The following is a 17434-nucleotide window of genomic DNA, read 5'->3' as shown; positions in this document are numbered from 1 at the left end:
AAAATCAATATAGTTACAAACAATGTTCGCCACCGTCAACATGAATCAATGCACCATTTATCCAGAAGGCTTCGTCGGTACAAAGCATATATATTACGTTTGCAACATCTGCAGGCTTTGTTAACCGGCCCATAGGATTGTTTGCCGTGGCCAGGTCAATTAATTTATCGCTGCCCGGTATTCTTTTTAACGATGCCGTTTCGGTAACCCCTGCCTGTATTAAATTAGTTTTTATCCCAAAGTTGCTAAATTCAACTGCCATGTATTTTGCAAGGCTTTCTAACGATGCCTTTGCAATAGATACCGCTGCGTAACTTTCCCAATATTTATGCGCCCCATCGCTGGTAAGGCCTATAATACGCGCATCGGCGTTAAAAAGTCCTGCGCTTAACAATAGTCTTGTCCAGTCGAGCAAACTATTAGCCATGGCATAGCTGGTGGCCTGTATATCATCAGTTGAAAGAACAGTGGTACTGTCGGCGTTTCCCGATTCGGCAGCCAGCGGTTTTAAATTGCCCCGGGCTATTGAATGCAGTAATAACTTAACACAATGTTTATGTACAGCAACTTCGGTAAATTGTTTTAAAAATAAATCGCGCCCGGTTTGTTCAAGCGCGTTTATATTAAACGGCAGTATGGTTATACCGTTTGTTTCAGCAATCTGGCTAAGTTTTATTTTGAGTGGTTTTTCGGTAATGGAGGTTTCACGGTACAAAACCGCTACGTTCATGCCATGCGCGGCAAGCTTTTGCAAAGCCCCAAACCCGAAGCCGCCCGATCCTCCTAAAATTACAGCCCATGAACCAGCAAACTGTTTAGTTTTATCCATGTAAGTTGCTGTTAATTAATTTCATTGTTTATGGTATGAAAGATAGTGTATTATTTCGCTATTAAATTTCCGAAAAAAATTCAAACCCCAAAGTAAGCGAAAGAAAATCGAATTTTAATGGTGCAACCGCTATTAATTGGGCATAGTTAAACCATTGCCGGTAAAAAACATCCTACATCAGGATATCTTGGTTTAGGTTATTTAAAAAAAATAAAACTAAATGAAGCAAAAACGGTTGCGCTTATGCTTTATTGATAATGCGCAAACGCTGTTTGCGGGGCACATAATATTTATTACATTTGGTAAGCTTTATGAAGAATTATATTGAAAAGCGCATTGCTTTCGTTTGTTTTGTGCTGATAATTATAGCTGGCAGTAATACCACCCTGTATGCGCAAAAATTAGAAAAAGCTGCTTTTTATAAAGCAATGGCAAGCGATAATATTGATGAAATTAACCAGGAACTGGCCACATTTGCTGATGCCGGAACCGAAACAAAAAGCGGCTATGAGGGCGCTTTATTAATGAAAAAAGCCAGCCTTGCCGGCAAGCCCAAAGATAAGCTGAGCTTTTTTAAAACAGGCCGCATTAAGCTGGAAACAGCCCTGTTGGCCGAACCTGATAACACCGATCTGCATTTTTTACGTTTGGTTATCCAGGAAAAAGCCCCTAAAATTGTGCATTATCGTGCCGATATTGAAAAGGATAAAAGCATAGTAATTAAAAACTTTAAAACCTTGTCGCCTGTTGTACAGCGGGCAATAGTTGATTATAGTAAAACCTCAAAAGTTTTGCACAACGAAGACCTTAAACCTGCTGAATAATGAGTAAAAAGATATTAGCTATTTACTACACCCAATCGGGACAGATGCGCGATGTCATCGACTCGTTAACACAACCTATTATTGATACGGGTGCATCGGTTGAAAAGGTGGAGATAAAAATGGTGAACAGCTATAATTTCCCATGGACAGGTTCCAGCTTTTTTGCAGTTATGCCCGATTGTGTTTTAGGAGTGCCTGCCCAAATTGAGCCATTTACATTAAAGGAAACCAAATACGATATGGTTATTGTGGGTTATCAGCCCTGGTTTTTGTCGCCCAGTATTCCATCAAACTCAATACTCAACCACCCCGATTTTATTAAAGTTGTACAAGATACGCCTGTTGTAACCATTAGTGCTGCCCGCAATATGTGGCTAAACGCCTTTGTGCGGGTGCGCAAATCTATACAGGATGCCGGTGGAAGGCTGGTTGGCAATATTGCCCTGGTTGACAGGCACCTTAATCCAATAAGCTTTGTTACCATTTTTTACTGGATGCTTACAGGTAAAAAAGAAAGTTACCTGAACATATTCCCCAAGCCAGGTGTTGATGAGCAGGAGATAAAGGAAACTGCCAAATTTGGCCGGGTTATAGCAGCCAGGCTTAACATGGTTGACTATTGGGATAGCCTGCAGTACGAACTAATGCTTGATGGCGCTGTAAACATTAAATACCCGCTGATGTTTATTGAAGGGAAGGCCAAAATTATATTTTCGGTTTGGGCAAAAATTATTTCGAAACGCAAAAATAAAGCAGCATGGCTTGCAGCTTTTAAATATTATCTTTTTTTTGCCCTGTTTATTGTTGCGCCTATAGCGCTAACGGTTGATATGATTTTAATAAGACCATTTTTTGGCGACAGGATACAGGAGAAAAAGAACTTTTACTTACAACTAAATTAAAATATACATGTCTTTTAATCAGGTTTATATAAACGCCACATCTGCTTTTTTACCCAACCAGCCCGTTGCAAACGACGATATGGAGCAGTATTTGGGTTATATTGATAATAAGCCTTCCAAATCAAAAAAAATTGTACTACGTAATAATGCAATTACTACCCGGTATTATGCGCTTGATAAAAATAAAAAAGCAACACATACCAATGCCCAGATGACAGCGTTGGCCGTTAAAGAGCTGTTTAAAAATACCGATGCTAAAATAGAGGATACCGATATCTTATCATGCGGCACTTCATCGCCAGACCAGATGATGCCAAGCCACGGTGTAATGACGCATGGCTGGCTACCCGAGGCTGGTGCAATTGAGGTGGTATCGCCGGCGGGCGTTTGCTGCGCCGGGATGCATGCTTTAAAATATGCTTTTATGGCCATCAAATCTGGCGATGCCAAACAAGCGGTGGCTACCGGATCTGAAAGGTTTTCGGGCCTGCTGGTGTCTGACGTATTTGAAGAGGAGGCGCAGAAATTAAAGGAGCTTACCGAAAATCCATACATAGCTTTCCACAAAGATTTTTTACGCTGGATGTTATCCGATGGCGCTTCGGCCTTTTTGATGACCGATAAACCCAACGAAACCGGCTTAAGCTTAAGAGTGGAGTGGATTGAAGGAGTATCATACGCCAACCAGATGGATGCCTGTATGTATATGGGCGCCGAAAAACAGGCTGATGGCAGCCTGAAAGGCTTTATGGATTTTACCCCAGAAGAGGTGATGAACAAATCCATTTTCAGCGTTAAGCAGGATATTGGTTTGCTGAGCGATAATATCGTTCCGTTGGGTGGCGCCAAAATCAAAGAAATTTTTGAACGACGCGGGCTAACTACCTTAGATATCGACCATTTTTTACCCCATATCTCCAGCGACTTTTTCAGGCCGAAAATTTATGATATGGTGGAGATTTACGGCGGCGGCATCCCGTATGAAAAATGGTTTATGAACCTTTACACGGTAGGTAACGTTGGTGCAGCCTCTGTTTATTTAATGATAAACGAGTTGTTTCACAGCGGTAAACTAAAAGTAGGCGAAAAAATATTGCTTTTGGTGCCCGAAAGTTCAAGATTTTCGTATATGTATGCTATGCTTACTGTTGTTTAACGGGAAAAGCCAGTTTACAATGAAAAAAGAAAACGTACCCCAGGATTTAAGCTCGCTTGGTAAAATTACCAAAGAGGTTTGCTACGCTACCGATAGCGACGGGAAGTATGTAACCCAGTTAAGCGATGGATGGGATGTAAAAATAACCGCGCTTGATGTGGCCTGGCAGGAAATTGATGGCCGCATTGCCAATGCTAAACAAAGGGTTTTAAATAATGAGGCCAGCCCGCTGTTGTTTTTTATGGAATTGCGGCTAATGGACCTTGGTATTTTAGCTGATTATACTGGTTTTTGGAAATGGCAGATAAAGCGCCACCTGAAACCCGGTGTGTTTAAAAAACTATCAGAAAAAGATTTAAAAAAATATGCCGAAGCCTTTAATGTAAAGGTTGAGGAGCTAAAAAGTATGGATGTGCATGAAGATTGATTTTGAACACGGACAAGCTGCACATTGCGAATCGGGGGTTACCAGTAATTTATTAAAAAAGATCTCGAACGGCAAAGTAACCGAGCCGCTGGCTTTTGGTATTGGCGCCGGGCTGTTTTTTGTATACGTACCGCTTATAAAAATAAATAACGGGCCGGCAATTGCCTTCCGCTCTATGCCGGGCTTTATATTTAACCGTACCTGCAAATCGCTGGGGATTCCGGTGATACAGAAAAAATTTGGCTCGAAAGAGAAGGCCGAGGCCGCTTTGATGGAAAGCCTTGAAGCGGGACAGCCGGTTGGCGCGCAGGTAGGGGTTTATTATCTATCCTATTTCCCTAAGGAATACCGTTTTCATTTTAACGCCCACAACCTTATTGTTTTTGGTAAAGAAGGGGATAATTACCTGATTAGCGATCCTATTATGGAACATGCCACCACCTTAACCAGCTACGAGTTGGAGCGTGTACGTTTTGCCAAAGGGGCTTTGGCGCCAAAAGGGCAATTATACTATCCTGCCAATCAAACGGAAATTACCGACGACCAGATCAGGAGTGCTATTAAAAGCGGAATTAAGAAAAACGCTTTCAACATGATCTCCATCCCCGGCCCTTTCGCTGGTGTAAACGGGATAAGGTATACGGGTAATAAAATTAAAGGCTGGCGCGATAAGCTGGGCCTTAAAACTGCAGGATTGTACCTGGCGCAATTGGTGCGTATGCAGGAAGAAATTGGTACGGGTGGCGGCGGGTTCAGGTACATTTATGCCGCGTTTTTACAACAGGCAAATGATTACCTGCCAAACCCGGTATTGTTACAGGCATCAGAAATGTTTACGCAGGCGGGCGACATGTGGCGAACAGCCGCAGTGCAGGCCGCTGGTATTTACAAAGGCCGCATAGGCAGCCAGGAAGATTTTAATGTAATGGGCAACTATTTGTTAGAAATTGCCGAAATAGAAAAGAAAGCTTTTACACTGCTGAAAAATATTAAATGGTAAGCAAAACATCCCTCGCCGTAAATATCGAAAACCTTTGTTTTCATTATCCGGGTAATTCGGGGGTGACTTACGACGGCCTGAATTTGAGGATTGCTGAAGGTGAGCGCTTCGGGTTGTTTGGCCCGAACGGAGCCGGTAAAACCACGCTGATGAACCTCATGACCGGCTTGCTTGTTGCAGATAAAGGTACGGTTGAACTGCTGGGGCATAAAATTGGCACCAAAAGCAAGGCTGTAAATAAGCTGTTTGGCTTTGTGCCGCAGGATTTTTCCTTTTACCAAGAATTAAGTCCGATAGAAAACCTGGAATTTTTTGGGGCATGGTACGGCTTAAACCGTAAACAAATTGCGCAGCGGTCGGCAGAATTGCTGGAGATATTGGGCCTTACGGAAGTGAGCCATAAAGCCGTTGAAAATTTTTCGGGAGGGATGAAGCGCAGGGTTAATTTGGCCATAGGGGTTATTCATAACCCCAGGATATTGTTTTTGGATGAGCCAACTGTTGGTGTGGATGTGCAAACCCGTCACGCCATCATCCATTATTTAAAGCAGCTGAATAAGCAAGGCACTACACTGATATATACCTCGCATCAGCTGGCCGAAGCCGAGGGCTTGTGCGAGCAAATAGCACTTGTTGATAAAGGCGAGATTGTTAGGGAAGGAAAACTGGATAGCTTGCTGGAAGAGTACGGTCACCAGGACCTGGAAGAACTGTTTTTAAACTTAACAGGAAAGGATTACCGGAACTAATGTTTAAGCTTTGGGCCTCGATAGTAAAAGATGTAAGGATATTGCTGCGCGACAAAGTAGGCATATCGCTCATGTTCATTATGCCGGTTATTTTGGTAATTGTGGTTACGCTTATCCAAAACAGCACTTTTCAGCTGATGAACAAAAACAAACTCACGGTAGTGGTTTGTAATCAAGATGCTGGTAAACTGAGCAAACAACTCACAAGCACCATCAACAAAATTGGCATGTTTAAAGTGGTGCGGGCGGCATCAAATTTAAACGAACAGCAAATGGGCGATGCCATGCACAGCGCCGATGCCATGCTGGCCATTACCATTCCGCCCGATTTTTCGGCCAAGATTGAAGCAAAAGCCAAATCATCATCAAATAAAGCGCTAAAAAGCTTTGGCCTGCAGGCTGATTCGGCTAAAGAAGAAAAACTAACGGCCCCTACGCCACTAATATTACATTACAATCCTTCCATCCCCGAGTCTATCCGTTTTTCGGTAAACGGAGCTTTAACCAGCGCTCTGCAAATTGTAGAAAGCCGCGAAACCCTGCGCACACTCTACTTCGCCATAAATGAAAAGGAGATGCCCGAAAAGCTGGAACAGGAAATGCTGAACGGGAAGGCCGAAATAAAGCAGGTGCCGGTATCAAAGGGCGGCAGCATAACCGCGCCAAACGCCACTCAGCACAACGTGCCTGCATGGACTATATTTGCCATGTTTTTTATCATCATGTCGTTAAGTGGCAGCGTGGTGCGGGAAAAGGTGAGCGGCAGTTTTATCCGGTTAAAAACATTGCCCACCAATTTTGCTGTAGGCCTGTTATCCAAGCAGATCACCTATCTGTGCGTTACATTGTTCCAGGCGCTGGTAATTTTTTCGCTGGGATTATGGTTTTTTCCGTATATTAATTTGCCCGCGTTAAACTTACCGGCAGATATTTTTGGTTTGGTATTGGTAACAGTGGCCGTTGGCTATTGCGCTGTAAGCTACGCTATTTGCGTGGGCGTGTTTGCCCATACGCAGGAGCAGGCAAACGGTTTTGGGGCGGTATCCATAGTAATACTATCGGCTATTGGAGGCCTTATGGTGCCTTCATTTGCCATGCCGGGAGCACTAAAAACAATTAGTTCATTATCGCCATTACATTGGTGTATTGAAGCCTATTATGGCTTATTTTTAGAGGGCGCGGGATTAAAGGATGTTGTTATCAGCATTATTCCGTTGGTTGGAATTACATTTGTATTCCAGGCGCTAACGTTTATTGGTTTAAAAAGAAAGAATTTAATATAGAAACAAGATGGAAACTACAGAACTAAAGGAGAAGTTAAAAGTTCAGATCATTCAATTCCTGAATTTAACTGATCTTACCCCGGCAGACATTAAAGACGATGAGCCGTTGTTTGGCGATGGCCTGGGGCTTGATTCCATCGATTCACTGGAACTTATTGTACTTTTGAAACGCGAGTACGGTATCAATATTCAAGACCCTAAGGAAGGCCGCAAGGTGCTTGTGGACGTAAACACCATGGCAGCATATATTGAGCAAAACGGGCAAAAATAAACAGGGATAAAAAATTGGACAGGATTGTAGTAACCGGGATTGGAGTGATCAGCGCTATAGGCCACTCGGTAGCTGAAAATCATGCTGCATTGGTACAGGGCAAAACCGGTATTATAAAAGGCGGTGGTAATTTCCCTTCACGATATTCGGGGCTTTTGCCTTTTGGCGAGGTACTGATAGGCACCGAAGAATTGAAAGAGAAACTTGGCGTAACGGAGCCGGGTGTTACCCGCACCAGCCTGCTTGCCTTGCATGCGTTTAACGAGGCGATTGCCGATGCCCGATTAACCCCCAACCAATTAACCGCTTCGGATACTGCCCTTGTGGGCGCTACAACTGTAGGCGGCATGTGCCTAACCGACGAATTATATGCCAATACCCATGGCGATACCGAACACATTGAATATGTAAAATCATATGATTATGCATCGGTAAACCTACATATTCAAACGCGCTATGGTATAACCGGAGTAGTTAACACCCTGAATACAGCCTGCTCGTCATCAGCAAATGCTATTATGTACGGCTGCAGGCTGATAAAAAACGGGCTGGCCAATCGTGTAATTGTAGGTGGGGCCGATAGCCTGGCCAAATTCACAGTTAATGGTTTTAACGCCCTGCGTATTCTTTCGGATGAAGCTTGTGCCCCCTTCGATCAAAATCGTAAAGGGCTAAATTTAGGCGAAGGCGCAGCTTTTTTAGTATTAGAGAAGGAGGCAGATGCAGCAGGCAAAAAGATTTATGCCGTGGTAAGCGGCTACGGAAATGCCAATGATGCTTATCACCCTTCATCATTATCGCCCGAGGGAGATGGGCCATACCTGGCTATGAAATATGCTTTGGACAATGCCGGCATAAACCCCGCTGCCATTGATTTTATAAACGCCCACGGCACCGGCACCGAAAATAACGACGAGGTAGAAAGCCGTGCGATGCTGCGCTTGTTCGATATCCTGCCCGATTTTGCATCAACCAAAGGCTTTACCGGGCACACCCTTGGCGCGGCCAGCGCCATTGAGGCGGTTTACAGCATCCTGAATATAGACAGGCAGGAGCTATACCCCAATTTGAATTTTAATGTGCCTATAAGTGATATTGGCCTGGAACCGGTACGGCTTAACAGGGCCGCCACTATAACACATGTAATGAGTAACTCGTTTGGTTTTGGCGGGAATTGTACATCATTAATATTTTCAAAAGCTTAATGATGAAGTTGTATATCTACAAAACCACCTGTATTTCTCCGCAACAAACCTTTGGAGAGAACATCGATATCGAGACGCTTCACCCTTCGATTGATAATAAGCTGTATGCTATTGAGCCTGCGTATCCGCAGTTTAAAGGCAATGCATTGCGCCGGATGAGTAAAAGTACCCGCATTGGCTCGGGAGCTGCCCTGCCACTGCTTACTGACGCTGTACAGCCCAGCGGCATAATCATAGGTACCCAGGTAAGCGGAATGGAGGAGAATGGCAAATTCCTGAACCAGATTATTGAGTATAACGAGGATATGCTTACACCCGGAAGCTTTGTGCAGGGTACCCCCAATACCATATCATCGCAAATAGCGCTCATCAGCAATAACAAAAATTATAACCTTACCCATGTTCACCGCGGGCTGGCTTTTGAAAACGCCGTTGTTGATGCAGCCATGCTGCTGAATGAAAACCCGGATAGCCGCTATTTACTTGGTGGCGTTGATGAAATTTCGTTCAACAACTACACCCTTGATACGCTTGCGGGCTGGTTTAAAAAAGAAGATTGCCTGAACGGTGATCTGTATAATTCAACTACGGATGGTAGTTTATCTGGCGAGGCCGCAACTATGTTCATGGTTGGTAATAATAAGCAAAATGCCATGGCGCAACTGACAGCCATAACCACCATACATAGTGCCAATGTTGAGGTAATTAGAACGCGCATTAGAAAGTTTGTTGAAGAAAACCTTGCCGAAGGCGAACAGCCAGATCTGCTGATAACCGGCGAAAATGGCGACAAACGCTCACTCCCTTTTTATACCTCCTGCGATAGTTTGTTTGATAAGTATACCACCATAGCCCGTTTTAAACACATGTGTGGCGAGTATCCAACGGCATCTTCTTTTGCACTTTGGCTGGCCTGCAATTTTGTTAGCAGGGCGTTGACCATGCCGCAGCATATGATAAAAAGAAAAGGCGAAGCAAGCAGCTTTAAAAATATACTGATATACAACACCCATAAAGTTGGGCAACATAGTTGCATGCTGGTGAGTTTGCCTAACTAATCCTTTATAAATAAACCTCCCGTCACCTCCCGCGAGGTTAGCGTAGCGTGACTCGTGGGCTAACCTGGTTTAAGCCTCCGGCTTAGCATCAGCTGAAAGCTGAAACCAGCGGCAGTCACGGGTTAAAAACCCCGCGACAGATAAAACAATTTAAGATAATATAAAAACTCATCTTGCAACGCGGCATTATCCCACGCGTCTTATCTTCTGAATGATTTAATGTATATCAGTCATTATCAGCAGAAATATGCCTTCTCCATTAAAATATTTGACTCATATTTTCTTCTTTCTATCCAATTGGGCACATGCGCAAACACATGCCTTGTTAGATTCGATGACCCACGCCATCGCAAAGCAGGAATACACCGGCATCCACAGCATCTTGATATCTAAAGGCGGCAAGCTGGTTTATGAGCATTATTTTAACGGTTATACTGCCGATTCGCTGCATGATTCCCGGTCGTCATTTAAATCTATAACCAGCCTGCTGATGGGCGTTGCCATTGATAAAGGCTTTGTGAAAAATGCAGATCAAAAGGTTTATGCGTTTTTCCCTGAGTATAAATCATTTGCTAACAATGATACACGGAAACAGCTTATCACCATTAAAAACCTGTTAGAGATGCGGTCTGGCTTTGATTGCAATGAATGGGATGATGACGGGAAGGATTGCGAAACTGAAATGGTTGAAACTAAAGACTGGGTGAAGTTTTCGCTGGATTTGCCTGTGAAAAACGATCCCGGTACAGTTTGGAACTATACATCATGTAACCCAATGATTATTAGTGGTATCATTAGCAACGCAAGCCATATGTCCGTTATGGCGTTTGCAAAAAAATATTTGTTTGATCCATTGGGGATTACCAACTACCACTGGACAATTGACCCTGTCGGCCACGGCGCTACAGCCGGTTCCTTTTTCCTGCTGCCAAAGGATATGATTAAAATTGGGCTGCTGGTAAAAAACAATGGCGTTTGGAAGGGTAAACAGATAGTATCGGCACAATGGCTTAAGGCATCAACCACAGCTACTATTCCAATTCCCGGCTTTTCGTTTGTTAAATTGAGCAGGAATAAAATGGCCATTCCGCAACCTGCATATTATGGCTATTACTGGTACAACGAAAAGGTAAAAGCCTCCGGTTATACAGAAGACGTTGTTTTTGCATCGGGCAATGGCGGGCAGTATATCATGATCATTAAAGATATGGATTTGGTAGTTGTATTTACCCAGGGCAATTACAACAACTGGAAGGCCAAGCGGGCTTTTGATTTGTTAGTGAAGTATATAATTCCGGCATGCAGGTGAGCTACGATCCAATCCGATGACTGTGTCCCCACAGTCATCTTTCCGATATGCCATCGGTTTGCCTTGCCCGAAAGTACTGTTGTTGGAATAGTGGTTTGTGAGGGCACAAACCGCGGGGAGAGTATATAATTCCGGTATGCAGGTGAGGCACGATCTATACACATCTTTTTGGATCTAATCAATTAATAAAACCAAATGTCATTTCGAACGAGGTACGAGGAGAAATCTTATACGCCCTGCATCACAACAAGCCCATCTGAATGCAGGGCGCATAAGATTTCTCCTCACCCCGCTCGCGCAACCCATGCAGGTTCGTTCGAAATGACATTTTCTTTTACCAATATAAGTGTATACACAGCAGGCAAGTAAGAAGGAATTAGTGTTTTCTGTCAGTCAGCCCCACTCCCGGCATATGCCGGGAGCCCCAGCATCTTATCCACTCTTTCAACCCGGTAACCCATCGCCTTTATCTCCCCCAAAAAGTTTGGCAGCATAGTTACCGTAACCGGGCATCTGTCGTGAAATAAAAAGATTGCCCCTGGTTTGATTTGCAGGGTTACTTTTTGCAAAAGCGCGTCAGCATCGGTAGCCATAGTATCGTATGACCGAACATTCCAGCCAATGGGTAAGTACCCTCCTTTAACAATGGCCTTTTTTAAATTAGGATTCATCACCCCATAAGGCGGCCGGAATAGTCTTGTTTTTTTACCAATTACATTATACAAATCGCGGTCCACCTGCTGCATTTCGGCAAGCATTTTCTTTGAAGAGAAAAGATCGAACAAGGCAGCATGTGTATAACTATGGTTGCCGACGATATGGCCTTCGGCATCCAGTTGCCTGATTGTGGCTTCATTGCCTGCAATACGTTCGCCAATGCAAAAAAAAGCAGCTTCGACGTTGGCTTCTTTCAAAATTTGTAAAACCTGTGGAGTTCCTTCTGATACCGGGCCATCGTCAAAAGTTATCGCTATTATTTTATCGGTTGTTTTAGCCGAGCAGTACATCGGCATAAAAAAACCGGAGCTTACAAAATAGCAGCCATAGGCAACAATGAGTGAATACGCAAGTATAATTGCCCCATAGGCCAGCCAGTTTACCCCATATGTTTTGTGAGCCCAGATGGTAAAACCCAACAGGATTAGGAACGCGATATTGGTGTTTCTGAATGTTAGCACGCCGATAGCAACATTAACGAATGACAGTTGTTTTGGTAGTGGTTATAAACCAATATTTTTTTAATTGGGGTAATAGGTTCTGCCCCGGGAATGGTGTTTGTTTTCACAATTTGGGCGGCATGCCATAACGCGAAAGCCGATGATGTGGGATACTCGCCACACAAGTGTTTATACCTGGCAACATTACAGTAGTTAAATAGCGAACCCTCCAGGTAGTCGTAAACTGCATCATTTTGAGCATCCCCGTTATTACCTGCTACCACCAGGCTGATATCATACATGCTGAGGTCTTGTGCTGCCAGGAATGATTCAATTTGCTGTTCAACAGCTGCATAGTTGGCCGGTTTATAAAATGTGGCTACTGCATCCAGCTTAGCCAGATCGTTTCCTGATGCTTCATTGGTTAACAGGAAAAATGCCGAGCCTTCACCTGCAACGGTACCTTTTGAATTGGTATTATAAAGGTCGGTATTGGAGGTAGCGCCTCGTTTATACAGGCCAAACCGGCTTAGTATGCCGTGGCTGATATCGGTTATCTCATCGATGCCGCCTACCAGTACGTTTTTGGCTTCGCCTTCCTGCAATAGCATCTGCGCATCAAGCAGGGAGCTTTCAAACGATGAGCCACCATTTACAAACGTGTTATTGTAATTGTTGCAATGCAGCAGCAAAGCCACCTGTGCGCCAATGGTATTATGGGTTGATTGTATGAACGATGTTGGGGTGAGCAGTTCTTCGCCACGTTCAACCATTTTACTTAAAAACACGCCGGTATCTTCCAGGCAGCCATAGGCCGTGCCGGTAATAATGGCATCGGGGTTGGTTACACCGGCATCCTGCAAACAGGCCATGGCAGATGCTACCCCCATTTTGATAACCCGGCTCATGCGGCGGATGAGTTTTGGGTCGATGATCTCTTTGTAATCGGGCGTAACACAGTTGAGCCGGTTACCTTCATAAATCACTATTTCGTCAAGGAACGGGACCTTTCCGAATGTTTTTTGGGGCGATATGTTTGCTGTTGAACGTATATACATATCAGGCCGGTAGTTTTGAAAATATTAATGACGAACAGTTACCCCCAAAACCAAAGGAGTTGGAAAGTACATGGTTTAAATCTGCGTGTTGCGTAAAACTTCTTTCGGGCGCGAACGGGTGATCTGCAATCTGCGTTTCAAACCGCAGGTTGGGGTAAATAAATCCCTGTTGAGCCGAGAGTGCCGAAAATACAGCCTCGATACCCGCGCTTGCGCCCAGTGTATGCCCGGTGAATGATTTGGTCGAACTCATTTTAGGGAAATGTGGATCAAATAACCGCTTAATCGCCGTCCCTTCGGAGTTATCGTTGTTTTGGGTACCGGTACCGTGCAGATTAATGTAGCCGATATCTTTCGGCTCTAACCCGCTCATTTTTAAAGCACCCCCCATCGCCATAAAAGAGCCTGTGCCATCGGGCGATGAAGCAGTTTGATGGTAGGCATCGTTGGCATTACAGTAGCCGCTTAGCGTACAGTAAGGGGCTTTTTGCAGCCCTGCCGCAACCCGTTCAGATACCAGTGTAATGTACCCGGCACCCTCGCCAAGGTTTAAGCCACGGCGGTTGGCGTCAAAGGGCTGGCAATACTGGTTGTCCAATATCATGAGCGTATTAAAGCCGTTTAGGGTAAAGCGGGTAAGTGCATCGGTGCCGCCGGCGATAACCACATCAAGTATGTTATTTTTGATGAGCCTTGCGCCATACATAATGGCATTGGCCGATGATGAGCAGGCCGTACTGATGGTACTTATATAATTTTTTATCCCCAATTCATCGGCTACCAATTCGGTTACCTTGCCGCATTCGTGGTTAACCACATTACGCAATTTACCTTTTGCCGGGTTGGCCATAAATTCTACAAAAAAATCTTCTGTTTTATCCATACCGCCCACGGTGTTGGCCGATATAAAACCCGTGCGTAGCGAGGCGAAATTTTGGATGCCTGCATCGTTTTTTGCCTCCCTTGCGGCAATTAGGCTTAGCATGGCTGTCCGGCTTATACCGGGCTTAAAGCCCGATAGTTGTGCCAGTTCATCATTGTTCAATTTAACCTCGGCAACCGGGAAGGTGTCTTGATGTATGGTTTGCAGGTATTTAATTTTATCAATACCTGCGCGGCTGTTCTGGAGCGCGTTCAGGCATTCGGCGGTATTGTTGCCAATACCCGAAATTACACCTACACCCGCTACAAAAACAGTTTTGCTCATTACTATATCATTTGCCGGCTATTTAGCCGACAGGTAAATGTTATTTAAATTTTCTGCACTAAACGGCTCCGATGTTGGGCTTGCATTCTTTTCTACCAGGTATAAAACAGCTTTGTAATCTTCCTTCAGCACATCAACCCACCCGCAAATGCAGGCTTGCAATATATTATTATTTAATAAATATGCCACGTACTGCTGTATAAATGCGGCATCAAAAGCCTCAAAAACAAAAAAAGCGTTCTCGCCTTTAAACTTGTTTTTAATGCTGATCTCGCCGATAACGATATTGGGCAAGGTATACACAAACAAGGCGGGGCTGGCAATAGTTTTGGCCTGGTCGTAATATTTAATGTCGGCATCCAGGCTGGAGTTGGAATTTGCTAAAACGATACCAACTTCCTGCTCTTTATATTTTTTACTGATATTGTTATCCTTTAGCAATACTTCCGATGCCAGCAAACCCAATTTGGACAGGTTATCCATTTTATAAAACTTGGGGTACTTAACCTCCAGAAATTGGTAGGCCGAAAGCAGGAATGCCCCGGCATCACCCCCCTGATTTTCAAAAACAGGAATGCCCGTGCTGTAAACAACATTATTGCTGATGATGCAGTGCGATGTAATATGTAGTGCTTCTGTCAATCTTATATCTGTTATTTGCTTTTAGCTTTCCGCCTTATGCTTTCAGCTTTTCCTCAGTACAATTGCCGCGTTACAGCCTCCAAAACCAGATGCTGTTTTTAAGCAAGCGGTCAAAGGTATAGTTTGTATCTCTTTTGCCACGTTAAGTGGTTGGGTAACTCCCAACTCATGAAATCCCCTGGTGGGGATAATGATGTTGTGCTTTAAGGAATGAGTTGCTATTATTGCCTCGATAAGTCCCGAAGCGCCAAGGGTGTGGCCGTAATATCCTTTTAAGCTATTTACGGGGATATCCTGCATGCGGGCGAGGTTTATGGCTTTGGCCTCCATTTCATCATTATAAACGGTAGCGGTGCCGTGTGCCGATATAAAATCGATGGCTTCCGATTCAACTCCTGCGCTTTTCAATGCCGAGTTAATGGCATCAAAAAGTTCTTCGCCGGTTTTTGACGGGCCCGAAATATGGTTGGCATCGTTACTAACCGAGCCGCCCGCCAGTTGAATGTTTTCTGCTTTTTGTTGATTTGATGATAGGATAACCGTGGCGGCGCCCTCGCCTAAATTGATACCATCGCGGTTTAAATCAAAGGGTTTGCAAGGTTGAGCGCTGATAGCCTGAAATGACTGGAAGCCCGAAAGCACAAACCGGGTGATCACATCGCCGCCAACCACAACCGCATTATCATACTGTCCCGACTGGATCATGCGCATCCCGGTAATCATAGCCATTAAGCCCGAGATGCAGGCATGCGAAACTATCAGCGGCTTATTTACAAACCCAAACCTTTCGGCAACTAAATTTGCTGATGTTGGCAGCGCAATGCGATGGCTTAAGCCGGGACTATCGGCATCTGTTTCCAGCATGCTGATATTGCCTTTGGTGGTGGAGATAATAAGCACTGTTTTTGGATCGGTACTATCTACCCCGCTATCTTTTAAGGCGTCGGTGATGGACGCTATCAGCAACTGTTCAAATTTGGTGTATATGCCCGGGGCTGTTAAAAACGCTTGGTCATCTTTAAATAAGGACGCGTAAAAGGGAACCGCCGATTTACCGCCTGCCGGATGCTCTTTAATCCCTGAAATATTTTGGGTAAGCTTATCAAAATTTTCGGCAGAGGTGCTGCCTATGGGCGACAGGATATTATCGGCAACAATAAAAACGGACTTCATTACTTACAAACAGCTCCTCTCATCACTTGTTTTTATTGCCAAAAATTATAGTAATTATACCATTGCCCGGGATACTTTTTCACGTATTTTTCCATCTCGCCCACAAAATCATTGGTCATCTGCTCCATCCCGGCTTCTTTGCCCAAATGTAAATATTCCTTAATTGTGCTGGCGTAAAAATGATAGTGAAACTTAGTTTCTTTCATGGCAAAAACGTAGGCAACCGGAACCCTGAACTTTTGGGCCAGGATAAATGGCCCTAACGGAAATTTGGCGTCCTCGCCCAAAAAGTTTTTGGTGATCGTCTTATTCCCTTCCAGGTACCGGTCGGCATGCATGCACACCAGTTCGTTATTCTGAAAAGCTTCGTTGATTTTGAAAATGTGCGATATATCGTCCTTAATTACAATAATATTAACGCTTAGCTTGCCGGTAACCCGTTCCATAAAGGCCTTTATCTGCTGGTCTTCGCCATCAAACATCACAATGTTAATGCGGGTGTTAATGTGTTTCAGCAAATCGCCGGCAATTTCCCAGCTGCCAATGTGCGCACTTAAAAGCAGGCCGCCTTTGCCCATAGCGGCAATGCTATCCAGATTATGCCGGCCATCAAACTCAAACGTAAACTTATTGCGGATGCCCGACATCACCACTACCTTATCAATAATACTTTGGCCAAAAACATAATAGTTTTGGTAAACCATCCAAAGCGATTTAATGCGGTTGTAGCCCAAACGGCTATGAAAATAGTAGTAAATGCTTTTTGACGATTGGTACGAGAAAACTACGTAATAGAATGACACGAACCGTAACAAAAAATAAGCGGGACTGACCCCGCCATATTTTAAAATAGCCAGAAATACCGAATAGCCCCAGGGCTTCCCTTTTGATTTTCCTTTCCAGGACGACATTTAAACAAGTTCCTTTGGCTGTACTTTAGTTGCAACGTAATCGTAAAAATCCTGGAAGGTAACAATGCCGGTAAAATCTTCGGGCTGCACCTTAAACGCAAAATTGGTTTCAATAACTACCACAAGGTCTATATAGTCAAGACTATCTAAACCAAGTGTATCTTTTAAAACGGCATCGGGTGTAATGGTATCAACATCTACCTCAAATTCTTCAGACAGGAAGGAATTTATTTTTGCAATGATCTCTTCAGTTTGCATAGTGGTTTAAATTAA

19 protein-coding genes are annotated in these 17434 nt (G+C 44.1%); 11 read left to right on the top strand and 8 right to left on the bottom strand.

The features are described from left to right. Positions 1–13: 13 nt before the first annotated feature. On the bottom strand, positions 14–829 hold the full coding sequence (locus tag FSB76_RS12515) for an SDR family oxidoreductase (RefSeq protein ID WP_147053903.1): 816 nt from the start codon (positions 827–829) through the stop codon (positions 14–16). Positions 830–1140: 311 nt separating this feature from the next. Between FSB76_RS12515 and FSB76_RS12510 the strand changes: the two genes are divergently transcribed. The 11 genes from FSB76_RS12510 (at position 1141) to FSB76_RS12460 (ending at position 11013) form a co-directional block, all read left to right on the top strand. Then, a complete protein-coding gene (locus FSB76_RS12510; RefSeq protein ID WP_147053902.1) occupies positions 1141–1653 on the top strand; it encodes a hypothetical protein in 513 nt (170 codons plus the stop codon). After that, positions 1653–2555 carry a hypothetical protein gene (locus tag FSB76_RS12505; protein WP_147053901.1) on the top strand — a complete coding sequence of 301 codons (903 nt, stop codon included), beginning with the start codon at positions 1653–1655 and terminating at the stop codon, positions 2553–2555. Before FSB76_RS12510 ends, FSB76_RS12505 begins: the two co-directional genes overlap by 1 nt. A gap of 7 nt (positions 2556–2562) precedes the next feature. Beyond that, positions 2563–3711 carry a beta-ketoacyl-ACP synthase III gene (locus FSB76_RS12500; protein ID WP_147053900.1) on the top strand — a complete coding sequence of 383 codons (1149 nt, stop codon included), beginning with the start codon at positions 2563–2565 and terminating at the stop codon, positions 3709–3711. Positions 3712–3730: 19 nt separating this feature from the next. Continuing rightward, positions 3731–4138: a hypothetical protein gene (locus FSB76_RS12495; protein WP_147053899.1), complete on the top strand. Its 408-nt coding sequence runs from the start codon at positions 3731–3733 to the stop codon at positions 4136–4138. Then, the gene (locus FSB76_RS12490; RefSeq protein ID WP_147053898.1) at positions 4128–5138 is read left to right on the top strand and encodes a BtrH N-terminal domain-containing protein; all 1011 of its coding nucleotides are present in this window, start codon (positions 4128–4130) and stop codon (positions 5136–5138) included. The genes FSB76_RS12495 and FSB76_RS12490 overlap by 11 nt, the downstream gene beginning before the upstream one ends. Beyond that, positions 5132–5887: an ABC transporter ATP-binding protein gene (locus FSB76_RS12485; protein ID WP_147053897.1), complete on the top strand. Its 756-nt coding sequence runs from the start codon at positions 5132–5134 to the stop codon at positions 5885–5887. Before FSB76_RS12490 ends, FSB76_RS12485 begins: the two co-directional genes overlap by 7 nt. Further along, a complete protein-coding gene (locus FSB76_RS12480; protein WP_147053896.1) occupies positions 5887–7170 on the top strand; it encodes an ABC transporter permease in 1284 nt (427 codons plus the stop codon). The genes FSB76_RS12485 and FSB76_RS12480 overlap by 1 nt, the downstream gene beginning before the upstream one ends. A 7-nt stretch (positions 7171–7177) precedes the next feature. Then, entirely contained in the window at positions 7178–7441 is a 264-nt protein-coding gene (locus tag FSB76_RS12475; RefSeq protein ID WP_147053895.1) for a phosphopantetheine-binding protein, read from the top strand. A gap of 14 nt (positions 7442–7455) precedes the next feature. After that, the gene (locus FSB76_RS12470) at positions 7456–8646 is read left to right on the top strand and encodes a beta-ketoacyl-[acyl-carrier-protein] synthase family protein (protein ID WP_147053894.1); all 1191 of its coding nucleotides are present in this window, start codon (positions 7456–7458) and stop codon (positions 8644–8646) included. Further along, positions 8646–9704, top strand: a complete 1059-nt coding sequence (locus tag FSB76_RS12465; RefSeq protein ID WP_147053893.1) for a beta-ketoacyl-[acyl-carrier-protein] synthase family protein — start codon at positions 8646–8648, stop codon at positions 9702–9704. The genes FSB76_RS12470 and FSB76_RS12465 overlap by 1 nt, the downstream gene beginning before the upstream one ends. Before the next feature lie 268 nt (positions 9705–9972). Continuing rightward, positions 9973–11013, top strand: a complete 1041-nt coding sequence (locus FSB76_RS12460; protein ID WP_158642891.1) for a serine hydrolase domain-containing protein — start codon at positions 9973–9975, stop codon at positions 11011–11013. A 389-nt stretch (positions 11014–11402) separates the two neighbouring features. Here FSB76_RS12460 and FSB76_RS12455 read toward each other — a convergent pair whose 3' ends face one another. The 7 genes from FSB76_RS12455 to FSB76_RS12425 are packed head-to-tail and all read right to left on the bottom strand — an operon-like array spanning position 11403 to position 17419. Then, positions 11403–12191 carry a polysaccharide deacetylase family protein gene (locus FSB76_RS12455; protein WP_147053891.1) on the bottom strand — a complete coding sequence of 263 codons (789 nt, stop codon included), beginning with the start codon at positions 12189–12191 and terminating at the stop codon, positions 11403–11405. Further along, complete coding sequence (locus tag FSB76_RS12450) at positions 12185–13228, bottom strand: beta-ketoacyl synthase chain length factor (RefSeq protein WP_147053890.1); 1044 nt, start codon at positions 13226–13228, stop codon at positions 12185–12187. The genes FSB76_RS12455 and FSB76_RS12450 overlap by 7 nt, the downstream gene beginning before the upstream one ends. 1 nt (position 13229) lies before the next feature. Next, positions 13230–14435, bottom strand: a complete 1206-nt coding sequence (locus FSB76_RS12445; protein WP_147053889.1) for a beta-ketoacyl-[acyl-carrier-protein] synthase family protein — start codon at positions 14433–14435, stop codon at positions 13230–13232. An 18-nt stretch (positions 14436–14453) separates the two neighbouring features. After that, positions 14454–15077 carry a beta-ketoacyl synthase N-terminal-like domain-containing protein gene (locus tag FSB76_RS12440; protein WP_147053888.1) on the bottom strand — a complete coding sequence of 208 codons (624 nt, stop codon included), beginning with the start codon at positions 15075–15077 and terminating at the stop codon, positions 14454–14456. Between the two features lie 42 nt (positions 15078–15119). After that, positions 15120–16250, bottom strand: coding sequence for a beta-ketoacyl synthase N-terminal-like domain-containing protein (locus FSB76_RS12435; protein ID WP_147053887.1), 1131 nt, complete (start codon positions 16248–16250; stop codon positions 15120–15122). Positions 16251–16282: 32 nt separating this feature from the next. Next, positions 16283–17161 (bottom strand): LpxL/LpxP family acyltransferase, encoded by an 879-nt coding sequence (locus tag FSB76_RS12430; protein WP_147053886.1) that lies wholly within the window; start codon positions 17159–17161, stop codon positions 16283–16285. Further along, the gene (locus FSB76_RS12425; RefSeq protein WP_147053885.1) at positions 17162–17419 is read right to left on the bottom strand and encodes an acyl carrier protein; all 258 of its coding nucleotides are present in this window, start codon (positions 17417–17419) and stop codon (positions 17162–17164) included. Positions 17420–17434 lie beyond the last annotated feature (15 nt).

The sequence above is a fragment of the Mucilaginibacter ginsenosidivorax genome (assembly GCF_007971525.1).
Classification (GTDB): domain Bacteria; phylum Bacteroidota; class Bacteroidia; order Sphingobacteriales; family Sphingobacteriaceae; genus Mucilaginibacter; species Mucilaginibacter ginsenosidivorax.
Note: the sequence above shows the minus strand (reverse complement) of the source record. Positions and strands in the feature narration are given on the sequence as shown.

Excerpts from the sequence above, each read along its gene's own strand:
- FSB76_RS12515 (WP_147053903.1), bottom strand. The coding sequence starts at position 829 with ATGGATAAAACTAAACAGTTTGCTGGTTCATGGGCTGTAATTTTAGGA.
- FSB76_RS12510 (WP_147053902.1), top strand. The coding sequence starts at position 1,141 with ATGAAGAATTATATTGAAAAGCGCATTGCTTTCGTTTGTTTTGTGCTG.
- FSB76_RS12505 (WP_147053901.1), top strand. The coding sequence starts at position 1,653 with ATGAGTAAAAAGATATTAGCTATTTACTACACCCAATCGGGACAGATG.
- FSB76_RS12500 (WP_147053900.1), top strand. The coding sequence starts at position 2,563 with ATGTCTTTTAATCAGGTTTATATAAACGCCACATCTGCTTTTTTACCC.
- FSB76_RS12495 (WP_147053899.1), top strand. The coding sequence starts at position 3,731 with ATGAAAAAAGAAAACGTACCCCAGGATTTAAGCTCGCTTGGTAAAATT.
- FSB76_RS12490 (WP_147053898.1), top strand. The coding sequence starts at position 4,128 with ATGAAGATTGATTTTGAACACGGACAAGCTGCACATTGCGAATCGGGG.
- FSB76_RS12485 (WP_147053897.1), top strand. The coding sequence starts at position 5,132 with ATGGTAAGCAAAACATCCCTCGCCGTAAATATCGAAAACCTTTGTTTT.
- FSB76_RS12480 (WP_147053896.1), top strand. The coding sequence starts at position 5,887 with ATGTTTAAGCTTTGGGCCTCGATAGTAAAAGATGTAAGGATATTGCTG.
- FSB76_RS12475 (WP_147053895.1), top strand. The coding sequence starts at position 7,178 with ATGGAAACTACAGAACTAAAGGAGAAGTTAAAAGTTCAGATCATTCAA.
- FSB76_RS12465 (WP_147053893.1), top strand. The coding sequence starts at position 8,646 with ATGATGAAGTTGTATATCTACAAAACCACCTGTATTTCTCCGCAACAA.
- FSB76_RS12450 (WP_147053890.1), bottom strand. The coding sequence starts at position 13,228 with ATGTATATACGTTCAACAGCAAACATATCGCCCCAAAAAACATTCGGA.
- FSB76_RS12445 (WP_147053889.1), bottom strand. The coding sequence starts at position 14,435 with ATGAGCAAAACTGTTTTTGTAGCGGGTGTAGGTGTAATTTCGGGTATT.
- FSB76_RS12435 (WP_147053887.1), bottom strand. The coding sequence starts at position 16,250 with ATGAAGTCCGTTTTTATTGTTGCCGATAATATCCTGTCGCCCATAGGC.
- FSB76_RS12430 (WP_147053886.1), bottom strand. The coding sequence starts at position 17,161 with ATGTCGTCCTGGAAAGGAAAATCAAAAGGGAAGCCCTGGGGCTATTCG.
- FSB76_RS12425 (WP_147053885.1), bottom strand. The coding sequence starts at position 17,419 with ATGCAAACTGAAGAGATCATTGCAAAAATAAATTCCTTCCTGTCTGAA.